This window comes from Skermanella aerolata KACC 11604 (assembly GCF_000936425.1).
Lineage (GTDB): Bacteria > Pseudomonadota > Alphaproteobacteria > Azospirillales > Azospirillaceae > Skermanella > Skermanella aerolata.
This window is the reverse complement of record NZ_AVFK01000089.1, coordinates 1-10,907: the sequence shown is the minus strand read 5'-3', so window position 1 is coordinate 10,907 and position 10,907 is coordinate 1. Positions and strand designations below refer to the sequence as shown.

Annotated in this window: 9 protein-coding genes; all 9 read right to left on the bottom strand. The window is 68.4% G+C overall.

The window, feature by feature from the left end:
- Window positions 1-306: 306 nt before the first annotated feature.
- On the bottom strand, window positions 307-1,206 hold the full coding sequence (locus tag N826_RS37205; RefSeq protein WP_044437533.1) for an alpha/beta fold hydrolase: 900 nt from the start codon (window positions 1,204-1,206) through the stop codon (window positions 307-309).
- 75 nt (window positions 1,207-1,281) lie between these two features.
- Window positions 1,282-2,154: an alpha/beta fold hydrolase BchO gene (bchO, locus tag N826_RS37200; protein WP_044437532.1), complete on the bottom strand. Its 873-nt coding sequence runs from the start codon at window positions 2,152-2,154 to the stop codon at window positions 1,282-1,284.
- Window positions 2,151-3,902 carry a magnesium chelatase subunit D gene (locus N826_RS37195; protein ID WP_044437531.1) on the bottom strand — a complete coding sequence of 584 codons (1,752 nt, stop codon included), beginning with the start codon at window positions 3,900-3,902 and terminating at the stop codon, window positions 2,151-2,153. The genes bchO and N826_RS37195 overlap by 4 nt, the downstream gene beginning before the upstream one ends.
- A 9-nt stretch (window positions 3,903-3,911) precedes the next feature.
- Window positions 3,912-4,994, bottom strand: a complete 1,083-nt coding sequence (gene bchI / locus N826_RS37190; protein WP_084721518.1) for a magnesium chelatase ATPase subunit I — start codon at window positions 4,992-4,994, stop codon at window positions 3,912-3,914.
- A gap of 26 nt (window positions 4,995-5,020) precedes the next feature.
- A complete protein-coding gene (locus N826_RS37185; RefSeq protein WP_373866643.1) occupies window positions 5,021-6,217 on the bottom strand; it encodes a geranylgeranyl diphosphate reductase in 1,197 nt (398 codons plus the stop codon).
- A 2-nt stretch (window positions 6,218-6,219) separates the two neighbouring features.
- The gene (gene chlG, locus N826_RS37180) at window positions 6,220-7,104 is read right to left on the bottom strand and encodes a chlorophyll synthase ChlG (protein ID WP_044437530.1); all 885 of its coding nucleotides are present in this window, start codon (window positions 7,102-7,104) and stop codon (window positions 6,220-6,222) included.
- 69 nt (window positions 7,105-7,173) lie between these two features.
- Complete coding sequence (locus N826_RS37175; RefSeq protein WP_044437529.1) at window positions 7,174-9,384, bottom strand: xanthine dehydrogenase family protein molybdopterin-binding subunit; 2,211 nt, start codon at window positions 9,382-9,384, stop codon at window positions 7,174-7,176.
- Between the two features lies 1 nt (window position 9,385).
- The gene (locus N826_RS37170; protein WP_044437528.1) at window positions 9,386-10,369 is read right to left on the bottom strand and encodes an FAD binding domain-containing protein; all 984 of its coding nucleotides are present in this window, start codon (window positions 10,367-10,369) and stop codon (window positions 9,386-9,388) included.
- Window position 10,370: 1 nt separating this feature from the next.
- Window positions 10,371-10,907 (bottom strand): (2Fe-2S)-binding protein (locus tag N826_RS37165; protein WP_044437527.1); only part of this gene is annotated, 537 nt, incomplete at its 5' end.

The window sequence follows — 10,907 nt, the reverse complement described above, 5'->3', positions numbered from 1 at the left end:
CCAGAGGAATCCTCAATCGACGAGTCAATCTTCAATGCCGTTGGTATGAGATAAGCCGGATTCTCTACTTTAGGAAACGGGCTATTGACCCTAAGACAAAAGGCCCCGTGCTAGCGGGAGCCTTTTGAATGTCTTGTAGCAGGGTACCTGCCGGGCTGCCCACCCCCGGATCTCTTCACCTCTTTGTGGGAGGATACTCTACTGCCTGCCACTCAACGAGCGCTCAGCGGCAGGGCCGTGTGTGAGGAGGCTGTTCTCACCTCAGGTTTCCTGAAGAGTAAGGAATGACGATCGGCGCACCATCCGTCACTGACCATCGAGAAAACGCCGGTAACTCGCTGCGAATTCGTCCGGCCACTCGAAATGGACTAGCGCACCGGCATCGAACGGCTGAACGGTCCAGTTCGGCCGTTTGGCGACCAGATCGACGCCGCTGAAGTCCTTGAAGTCGCCGCGCGTGCCGTGGGGCATCCAGACCGGCTGGGTCAGGCGCTCGTAGAGGTCGCGGATGTCGCTGCTGAACAGGCGGCCGGACAGGAAGGCGAAGGGGGCGTGCTCGGCGCCGGGCTGGTGGGTCGTGATGTGGTCGTACTCGACCATCTGGTCGTCGATCTGCTTGGAGCCCCAGGTGCGTTCCAGGAAATAGCGGATGCTTCGCTTGCTGGTCAGCAGACTGTAAAGTCCATGGCCCCACAGCGGGAAGCTGAGGACCTTGTGCAGACCCGGCATTTCGCGCGACGCTTTCTTGCGCAAGCCGCCATGGGCACGGGTCGAGCCTTTGCTGAAGCCGGTCGGCGTCACGAAGGCCAGCGTCCGCAAACGCTCCGGCTTCTCCACGGCGGCACGGGCCAGGAATTCCGACGACAGCGAAAGCGCCAACGCATCGACGGGCTGGGCGCCGGTCTCGCGCTCGATCAGGTCCAGCATGTCGTGGACGGCGTCGGTGAACAGGCGGATGTCGTAGCGCCGGTCGGAGCGGTCGGAATGGCCGTAGCCCGGCAGTTCGACCGAGTAGACGCGGCGGAAGGTCCGCATGCGGTCGTAGACCGGTTTCACTTCATAGGCGGAAGCCGCCGCGTTGATGCTGTGGACCAGCAGCAGCGGCGGGCCATCGCCGCCGACATAGTAGGCCAGCCGGCCGGAGCGGCCCGTCGTTTCGTGAAGGTCGGCGTCGAGCGCCCGTGGCAGGGTTGGTGGCCGGCTCATGTATTATATCCGCTGTCGTGCCGCATTCCGGAACCCATCGCTTGTTTCATCTCCGGTCAACACGAATGGCAGCCTTTAGGGTGCATCGGCAAGGGCCAGTTGCTCGACGAGGCGGGATATCAGGTCCGGGCGCTCCTCGTGGGCCAGATGGCCGAGACCGGGGAGGACTTCGACCGTCGCAGCGGGTACGAGGTCCCGGACGCGGGCGGCCTGTTCCGGCGGGACAGCGCTGTCCTTCGCTCCCGCCACCAGCACGAGCTGGGGCTCCAGGCGGCGGAGGTCGCGGACCAGCGGGTGCAGGTCCCAGTTCGCCATCATGCCGAGTGCGGCGGAGACATGGCCGGGGCAGCGGATCAGCCGGCCATAGAGGTCTATCGCCGCCTTGTCCGGAACCGAACCGGTGTTCCGGATAAGGCGCTCGACCGCGCGGGAGTCCGCGGTCCAGGAGAAGACGCGCGGCGCCAGCGGGTTGATGACCAGAAGCTTCGCCAGCGGCATGAAGAGATGGCCGGGGACTCCCCGGAACGGCAGGAAAGCGCCGTTCAGCGACACCAGCGTCTGCGGTTCGATCAGGCGGTCGATGCACATGCGGGCGAGGATCGCGGCCCCGGCGGAATGGCCGACCGCGATCGTGGGAGAGAATTCGAGCTTGGCGAGCAATCCGCCAAGCGCCTGCGCCATTCCAGGCAGGGACAGGCGATGCCCCGGCAGCGGATCGGTGAAGCCGTGGCCCGGCAGATCGGGCGCCAGGATATTGAAGTGCCGGGCGAGTAGCGGGGCAAGGCCGCGCCAGGAATGGGTGGCCGCTCCGGTGCCGTGGATCAGCAGGAGTTCCGGCCCCTGCCCCATCCGCTGGATGTGCCAGCGCAGCCCGGCGGCCTGCACGAAGCTGCTGGCCTCGCGGTTGGGCCAGGCGCGGCCCTCGATCTCCCAGCGCGGTCGCCTCATGGACGGAGCGAGGGGGCCTGCGCCGCCCGGATGGATCGGGAAATAGCACCGGCATCCGCCCTCGGCAGCGGCAGATAGGGTGCGGCCATCGCATCGGCGAGGCGGCGGGCCGCCGGTTCGGGACGGGCGGAAGTATCGATCACCAGCGCTTTGAAGCTGGCGCCGCGAATACTGCGGGCGGCATCGAGAGCGTCGGCTTCGGCGGCGGCCCGGCCGGCCGCGCCGCCGCGTGCGATGTTGGCGCGTCCGTCGGTCAGGATGACAAGGGCCGGGGTGCCGCCGCGGCGGCGGATCGCGTCGGCCAATGCTGCGGCCGCGTCGATCCCGGCGGCAAGCGGCGTGCCTCCCCCGCCCGGCAAGCCGGCGAGGCTGCGCTTGGCGCGGACCAGCGAGCGGGTCGGCGGCAGCAGGAGTTCGGCATCCTTACCTCGGAAAGCCAGCAAGGCGACTTCGTCGCGGCGCACGTAGCAATCGGCCAGCAGCAGTTCGACGGCTCCCTTCGCTTCGGCCAGCCGCTCGGACGCCGATGAGCCCGATGCATCCACGACGAAGATCGTCGTGGTCCGGCTTCGCTGTTTCAGGCGGGTGATGCGGAAATCGTCGCGCATGACCCTGATGCGGGACGGGTCGGTATCGCCGTCCCGCCGGCGGAGTTTCTGCCAGGGAGCCGCCGCGCGCAAGGTCTCGATCAGGTTGAGGCGCAGCCCTGGCGCTGGAGTGGCGCGGCGGACTCCGGCGGGACGGCCATGGGTTTTGGCGGACTGCTCGGCTCCGCCGCGCCCGGACGCGGACTTTGTACGGGACGCTGCTTCGGCCTGAAGTCGCTCAAGGAGATGATCGGGGATGGCGGCGCGGACGGCTTCAAGGATGACGTCGTCGAGCGGTCGGTTCTCGCTTTGGGGGCTGTCGTCCGGGGGACATTCCGCCGGCGGCTCAGGCTCGGGCGCTGGAGGTTGCGGCGGTTCGGCCGGCGGCATCGCGGTCGCCCGTGAGCTGAAGACGAGACGCGCGGCAAGCGTTGCGTCGTCTTCGATTACCTCATCCCGTCCCGCCAGTGCGGCGGCGGCGCAAGCTGCCCGCAGGGCCAGCAGCGGCGCGCGGATCGAGGCGATGCCCAGCGCCTGAGCCGTGCCGCACAGCGCGTCCAGGACGTCGTCGGATGCCGCGACCCAGGGCAGCAAGTCGCGGGCTGCCGCAATATCGTCGGCGGGAATTTCCGACTGCGCCGTAGCACCGGCGGCAATGCCGCCGAGATCGATGTGGAAGGCGAAGCGGTCGAGCAGCGCTTCGGGCGTGGCCTCGTCCTCGTCGGCGCCTTCGTCCAGGGCAACCATGCCGACGTTGGCCGGCAGGGTGCGGGCGAAGCCGTCGCGCTCCAGCCGGACCGTGCCGTGGTCGAGGACGCCGGCCAAGCGGCCCGCCATGTGGGGAGACAGCCGCTCCGCCATCGCCAGCACGACGACTCCGCCGTCCGCCTCGGCCAGGATGCCGCGCTCCACGACCGGGCGGCCGGCCTGGAGGGTAGCGGGAAGGTCCAGGCCGCCGAGAAGGCGGCTGTCCTCGACGTGGCACGGCACGCGCCGCAGGGGAGTTTCGGGCGGAAGAACGCCGCGCAGGAGAGCCAGCCAGCGGTCGCGGACCGGTCCGGCCGATGCCCGCAGGGAAACGCCGCCAAGGCCGGCGGGATCGACCGCAAAGAGACCGGCGGCCAGGATGGCGTTCTCCCAGGCAGCGTCAGGGGGAGTCATCGTGCCGGCTCAGGCGCCGAACAGCTCTGTCACGGCGCGTTCGATCCGTGCGGAGGAGCCGGCGTCGTCCAGTGGGTTCCGCCTCAGCCGGTGGCGCAAGGCGGGAGGAGCCATCCGGCGCAGGTGGCTGTCGGCGACGGCATCGGCCCCTTCGAGTGCGGCAAGGGCGCGGGCGGCTCGGATCAGAGTCAGCTCTCCGCGCAAGCCGTCGGCGCCGAGTGCCATGCACAGGCGCGCCGCCCGCTCGATCGCGGCGTCGGGGACCTGGATCGCCGGCAGGCGCGAGCGTCCGGCTTCGATGGTGCGGCGCAGGCGGGATTCCTCGCGCTTCCAGCGGGCGGCGAAAACGGCGGGATCGCGCTCGAAGGTATCGCGGCGGCGGACGACCTCGATCCGGTCGGCAATGTCCGTGGGGGTCTTGACCTCCACGGACAGGCCGAAGCGGTCGAGGAGCTGGGGCCGCAACTCGCCTTCTTCCGGATTGCCGCTTCCGACCAGGACGAAGCGGGCGGGATGGCGGATGCTCATGCCTTCGCGCTCGACCACGTTCTCGCCGGAAGCGGCGACGTCGAGCAGCAGGTCGACCAAGTGGTCTTCCAGCAGGTTGACCTCGTCGATGTAGAGGAATCCCCGATGGGCACGGGCCAGCAGGCCAGGCTCGAACGCCTTTTCGCCCCGGGTCAGCGCCCGCTCCAGGTCGAGCGCGCCGACGACGCGGTCTTCCGTTGCGCCGAGCGGCAGATCGACGACGGGGATCGGGACGCGGACGCTCCTCAGCTCGCCGGCGGCGCGCTTCGCCCTGCATTCCGGGCACAAGGCCGCATGCTGGGTGGGGTCGCAGTTGTAGCGGCAGCCGGCCACGGCGCGCATCGGCGGCAGCAGGGCCGCCAGTGCCCGGACGGCAGTCGACTTGCCGGTGCCCCGGTCGCCGAACACCATGACGCCGCCTATGGTGGCATCGACGGCGGCGACCAGGATGGCCTGCTTCATCTCTTCCTGGCCGACGATGGCGGCGAAGGGAAAGCAGACCCGCTCCGGCGCGCGCTCGGGAGAGGTTTCCTTGACGGGACGCACGAGGGCAACGGGTGCCATGCTGTTCTCCCTGAACCCGGCTTTTTTTATGGCCTGACGACACCCAGCAGGTGCGCCAGATCCTTGAAGAAGATCTTGACGTGCGCGACCGGTTTGGCGCGCACCAGTTCCTTGTTCATGTAGGCGTCCCAGGTCAGCTTCTGCACGTCGGGATCGCGGCACATGCTGACAAAGCGCTCGCGGCGCTTGTCGCTGCTGTACCAGAACCACTGCATGACGCCGAGTATCCAGAACACCCGGCCATGAGCCTTCATGAAGCGTTTGCGTGCCGTCGCCAGCTTGCGGGCGTCGCCCGTTTCCAGGCAGGCTTCGACCGCGTCGGCGGCGAAGCGGCCGCCCGCCATCGCGTAGTAGATGCCCTCGCCGGAGGCAGGAGCCACGATGCCGGCGGCGTCGCCGGCCAGCACGACATCGCGGCCGTTGTCCCAGCGCTTCAAGGGCTTCAGCGGGATCGGGGCGCCCTCGCGCCGGATCGTCTCGGTCCCGTCGAGGCCGGTCGCGGCGCGGAGGGTTTCGACGGAACGGCGGAGCGAGAAGCCCTTGTTGGCGGAACCGGTGCCGATGCTGACGGTGTCGCCGTGCGGGAAGATCCAGGCGTAGAAGTCGGGCGACAGCGTGCCCTGGTACCAGACGTCGCAGCTCTCGGGGTTGAAGTCAGCCTGGGATGCCGCAGGAGCGCGGACGATCTCGTGGTAGGCGAAGACGCATTTCATGCGGGTGGCGCTGGGGACTTCCTGCTTCGCCACCGCCGACAACGCGCCGTCGGCGCCGATGACGGTGCGGGTACGGACGCATTCTTCAGTGCCGTCGGCTGTCTTGTAGTGGACGGTCGCGACGCCGTCCTCGCGGGTGATTCGAACGAAGCTGCCGGTGCGCCGGTCGGCTCCGACGGCGGCGGCCCGGCTGCGCAGCCATTCGTCGAACACCTCGCGGTCGACCATGCCGACGAAGCCGCCGTCTATCGGCATGATGACGCGCTTGTCGGACGGGGCGATCATGCGGGCCGACCTGATCTTCGCGACCAGCAACCCGTCCGGGATCTCGAAGTCGCGGATCAGGCGGGGCGGGATGGCGCCGCCGCAGGGCTTGATCCTGCCGGCCTTGTCGAGCAGGACGACCGAGCGGCCGCGCCGCGCCAGATCGGCGGCGGCGGTAGCGCCGGCGGGTCCGCCGCCCACGACGACGACATCGAAAATCCGGGAATTCACCATGGACATGGGCATGGTCAGGGGACCTCCGGGAAGATGCCGCGCAGGGCGAAGGCCCCGACCAGCATGCCGATGACATACAGGCTGGTGCCTGTGGCGTTGTACCAGGGGGCGCGTTCGCGGGGGTTTTCCAGCAGGCGCACCATCAGGAGGAATTGGGCACCGAGCAGCAGCAGGACGACGAGGGCATGGATCGGGCGGCCCCAGGCCGCCAGCATGACGACCACGACGATCTGCGGCACGCCCATCACGACGCAGGCGAAGCGCACCGCGTTGTCGATGCCCAGGCGCACCGGCAGCGAGCCGATGCCCATGCGCTGGTCGCCCTCGACCGACTTGAAGTCGTTGAGCGTCATGATGCCGTGGGCGCCGATGCTGTAGAGCACGGCCAGCACCAGGATGCGCCAGTCGGGCTGGGCGGCGGCCATGACTGCCGCACCCGTGAACCACGGCAGCCCTTCGTAGCAGGCGCCGACCGCCGCATTGCCCCACCAGCCGTTCCGCTTCAGGCGGATGGGCGGCGCGCTGTAGGCCCAGGCGAGAGCCAACCCGACCACGGCGGCGCCCAGACCCCAGGGGCCGAGCCCGGTCGCGACCAGCAGCGACAGCGCGGTCCAGCCGAGAGCGATATAAAAGCCCCAGCGTCCGGGCAGCCGGCCCGAGGGGATAGGGCGGTTCGGTTCGTTGATGGCATCGACATCGCGGTCGTACCAGTCGTTGACCGCCTGGCTGGTGGCGCAGATCAGCGGGCCGGCCAGCAACACGCCGGCGAAGACCAGCAGCCAGCGCCCCTCGATCGGGACGCCGGAGGACACGACCCCGCAGGCATAGGCCCACATGGGTGCGAACCACGTAATGGGTTTCAGGAACTCGAGGACGGTGGAAGGAGCCGGGTGTGCCATACCTGGAAGTATGAAGATTGACAGTTCAGTGTGTCAATCAGAAATGACAGGCCCAGCACCCTCTTCCGTTTACACGTCCAGCAGGTCTTCGATGCGGATCGGCAGGTCGCGGATGCGTCTGCCGGTAGCGTGGAAGACAGCGTTGGCGATGGCCGACGCCGTGCCGACATTGGCCACTTCGCCCAGTCCCTTGACGCCCGCCGGGTTCACCTCCGCGTCCTCCTCCGGCACCAGGATGACGTCGACCTGGGGCACGTCGGCGTTGACCGGGACGAGGTACTCGGCCAGGTCGCGGTTCATGTAGCGGGCGTGGCGGGCATCGATCTCCGTCTTCTCGTGCAGCGCCGAGCCGATGCCCCAGATCATGCCGCCCATCAGCTGGCTGTGCGCCGTGCGGGTGTTCATGATGCGCCCGCCCGTGAAGGCGCCGACGATGCGCGGCACGCGGATCTCACGGGTGCGGGCATGGATGCGGACCTCGACGAACTCCGCCCCAAAGGCGCACATCATCTTCTCGCCTTCCAGACCGCCCTTCAGCGTGCTGGCGCCTTGGTAGAGCTTCTTGATCGCGTCGGGTGGAGCGCCCGGCGGAATCCATTCCGCGTATTCCTCGATGGCGCCGGAGCCCATCTTCTCCAGCACCGCCTTGACCGGTCCCTGGTTGGGCTGGCCCGCCGACTTGAACAGCTTGTCGCGGATCGCGTCGCACGCGATCAGCACGGTCGAGCAGACGCTGGCCGTCGTGTTCGACCCACCCGCCACGGGGGCCGGCGGCAGCGACGTGTCGCCCAGTTCGACCGTCACGGCGGCGAGATCGACACCCAGCCGTTCCGCCGCCATCTGGCCGATGACGGTATAGGCGCCGGTCCCGAGGTCGTGGGCGGCGGTCTGCACCCGCACGGTCCCGTCGGCCGAAAGCCGCACGCGGGCCGTCGCCGCTCCGACATTGGTTGGATAAAGCGCCGTGGCGCAGCCCATGCCGATCAGCCAGTCGCCGTCGCGCATGGAGCCGACGGCGGGGTTGCGCTTGGCCCAGCCGAATGCGGCCGACGCCTGATCGAAGCATTCCATAAGCGCGCGGCTGGTATAGGGATAGCCCTTGATCGGCTCCTTCATCGTGTCGTTGATCCGGCGAAGCTCCACCGGGTCCATCTTCAAGGCGATCGCCAACTCGTCCATCGCGCTTTCCAGCGCATAGATATACGGCACCTCCGGCGGCGAGCGCATGTAACCCGGCGTGTTGCGGTCGGCCCGGACCATGTTGACCTTGGTGGCAACCGCTCCGTAGCCGTAAAGCCGGGCGCTCGCCTCTGTTCCGGCGACGACGTAGCTGTCGGGCCGCGACGTTACTTCCCAGCCTTCGTGGCTGAAGCCGGTGATCTTGCCGTCCGGCCCTGCGCCCATGCGGATGTGGTGGCGTGTTTCCGCGCGGTAGGTCGCGGTGGTGTAGCCCTGTTCGCGCGTCACGACGCAGCGCACCGGGCGGTTGATCCGCTTGGCGGCCAGCGCCACGATGCCGGTGCGGGGTGTCATCGAACCCTTCGCCCCGAACGCGCCGCCGACATAGGGGCTGACCACCCGCACCTTGCCGATGTCGATGCCGAGCTGCTTGGCGACCATCGCGCGGAAACCGTAGACCGACTGGCTTGGCTCATAGACGGTGAGCTGGTCGCCGTTCCAGACGCAGGTGGTCGAGAACAGCTCGATCGGGTTGTGGTGCTGAGTCGGTGTCGAGTAATCGACCTCGATCACCGTCGGGGCGGACCGCAAGGCCGCTTCGGCGTCGCCGACCGCCGGGTCTTCCTTGTGGCTCTGGGCCTGGCCGACGGCGGGCAGCGTCTCGGCCCCGGCCGAACCGAACCCGGCGGAGGGCTGTTCGGCGTTGTAGGTGGCCTTGACCTTGTAGGCAGCCTCGCGCGCCGCCTCGAACGTGTCGGCAAGCACGAGCGCTATGATCTGGCCGTCGTGCCAGATTTTGGCATCGGTCAGCGGCGAGATCGAGGTGGCGGAGCCGTTGCCGAACGGCAGCGGCTTGATGGCGCTTCCGACGTTGTCGTGGGTCAGGATCTCGATGACGCCGGCAACGGCCTTGGCCTCGCCAAGGTCGAGCGACGCGATGCTTCCGCGCGCGATGGAGCTGGTGACCAGAACGCCATGCGCCAGATTGGCAGCGGGGAAATCCGCCGCGTAGCGGGCCTCGCCGGTGACCTTCAGGCGCGCATCGACGCGCGGCGCCGGCTGGCCCATGTTGCGGCCTGGTTCGGGAGCGGCAACGCTCATGTCAGATCTCCATCCGCTGCGTCTCGAGCAAGGCCCGGATCAATGTCTGCTTCGCCAGCGGCACCTTGAACGCGTTGTGTTCCTGTGGCTTGGCGCCGGCCAATGCCGCTTCCGCTGCGGCGGTGGCGGAGGCTTCGTCCAGCCGCTTGCCGCGGAGGGCGGCTTCGGCCTCCGTGGCGCGCCACGGCACGCTGGCGATACCGCCGAGCGCTATCTTCGCCTGCCGCACCGTGTCGCCGTCCATATCGAGCGCCACGGCGGCCGATGACAGCGCGAAGGCGTAGGAGTCGCGGTCCCGGATCTTCAGATAGCGCGACCGGCGGGTCCAGGGACCGGCGGGCACTTGGATCGCCGTGATCAGCTCGCCCGGCTCCAGCACGGTTTCGATATGCGGCGTATTGCCGGGCGGACGGTGCAGTTCGGCAAACGGGATCAGCCGAAGCCCCTTGGGGCCGCCCGTCGTCTCGACGATGGCGTCCAGCGCTATCAGCGCCTGGGCGAAGTCGCCGGGATACGAGGCGATGCAGTCGCCGCTGGTGCCGAGCACGGCATGCTGCCGGTTGACGCCGCCGATGGCGGAGCAGCCGGAACCGGGCACCCGCTTGTTGCAGGGCCAGGAGACTTCGCGAAAATACTCGCACCGGGTCCGCTGAAGCACGTTGCCGGCAAGGCTCGCCATGGTGCGGATCTGCTGGCTGGCCGCCAGCTTCAGCGAATCCGCGATGACCGGATACGACGACCGGACGGCGGGATGGGCTTCGGCCTGGGCCATTCGGACCAAGGCGCCGAACCGGATGCCGCTGTCGGTCACCTCGATCTGGCCGGCCCGCGAGTGGGTCAGCGGGTTGATGTCGACCAGCTTTTCCGGCCGCATGACGTCCAGCTTCATCAGGTCGGTCATCGTCGTGCCGCCGGCGATGAACTGCCCGCCGGCCTTCACAGCCCGTTCCGGGCTGTCGGCGTGCTCGTAGAGGAAGGGTCTCATGTCACGCCCCTCTCATGTCGGACTTGGCCTGCTTGACGGCGGAGACGATGTTGGGATACGCGGCGCAGCGGCAGAGATTGCCGCTCATGTAGTCGCGGATGCCGGCATCGGTTTCGGCATGGCCTTCGTTGACGCAGCCGATCGCGGACAGGATCTGTCCGGGCGTACAGTAGCCGCATTGGAAGGCGTCGTGGTCGATGAAGGCCTGCTGCATCGGATGCAAGTCGCCGTTCGGTCCGGCCAGACCTTCCACCGTCGTCACCTCCACACCTTCGGCCATCACGCCGAACGTCATGCAGGACAGGGCAGGCGTGCCGTTGATCAGGACGGTGCAGGCGCCGCATTGGCCATGGTCGCAGCCCTTCTTGGTGCCGGTTAGCCCGACATGGTCGCGTAGCGTGTCGAGCAGCGAGGTCCGCCCGTCGATCGCCAGCCGATGTTTCCGGCCGTTGATCGTCAGCGTGACGTTGACGGGGGTCCGGGCATCCGGCGCTGCCGCCGCTGTCTGCGCCTGCGCCGGAGCGGAGGCCGCGACGGC

Bases quoted from the DNA above. Each gene is read 5' to 3' on its own strand.
- chlG (WP_044437530.1), bottom strand. From the start codon at position 7,104: ATGGCACACCCGGCTCCTTCCACCGTCCTCGAGTTCCTGAAACCCATT.
- N826_RS37205 (WP_044437533.1), bottom strand. From the start codon at position 1,206: ATGAGCCGGCCACCAACCCTGCCACGGGCGCTCGACGCCGACCTTCAC.
- N826_RS37175 (WP_044437529.1), bottom strand. From the start codon at position 9,384: ATGAGCGTTGCCGCTCCCGAACCAGGCCGCAACATGGGCCAGCCGGCG.
- bchO (WP_044437532.1), bottom strand. From the start codon at position 2,154: ATGAGGCGACCGCGCTGGGAGATCGAGGGCCGCGCCTGGCCCAACCGC.
- N826_RS37170 (WP_044437528.1), bottom strand. From the start codon at position 10,369: ATGAGACCCTTCCTCTACGAGCACGCCGACAGCCCGGAACGGGCTGTG.
- N826_RS37185 (WP_373866643.1), bottom strand. From the start codon at position 6,217: ATGCCCATGTCCATGGTGAATTCCCGGATTTTCGATGTCGTCGTCGTG.
- N826_RS37195 (WP_044437531.1), bottom strand. From the start codon at position 3,902: ATGACTCCCCCTGACGCTGCCTGGGAGAACGCCATCCTGGCCGCCGGT.
- bchI (WP_084721518.1), bottom strand. From the start codon at position 4,994: ATGGCACCCGTTGCCCTCGTGCGTCCCGTCAAGGAAACCTCTCCCGAG.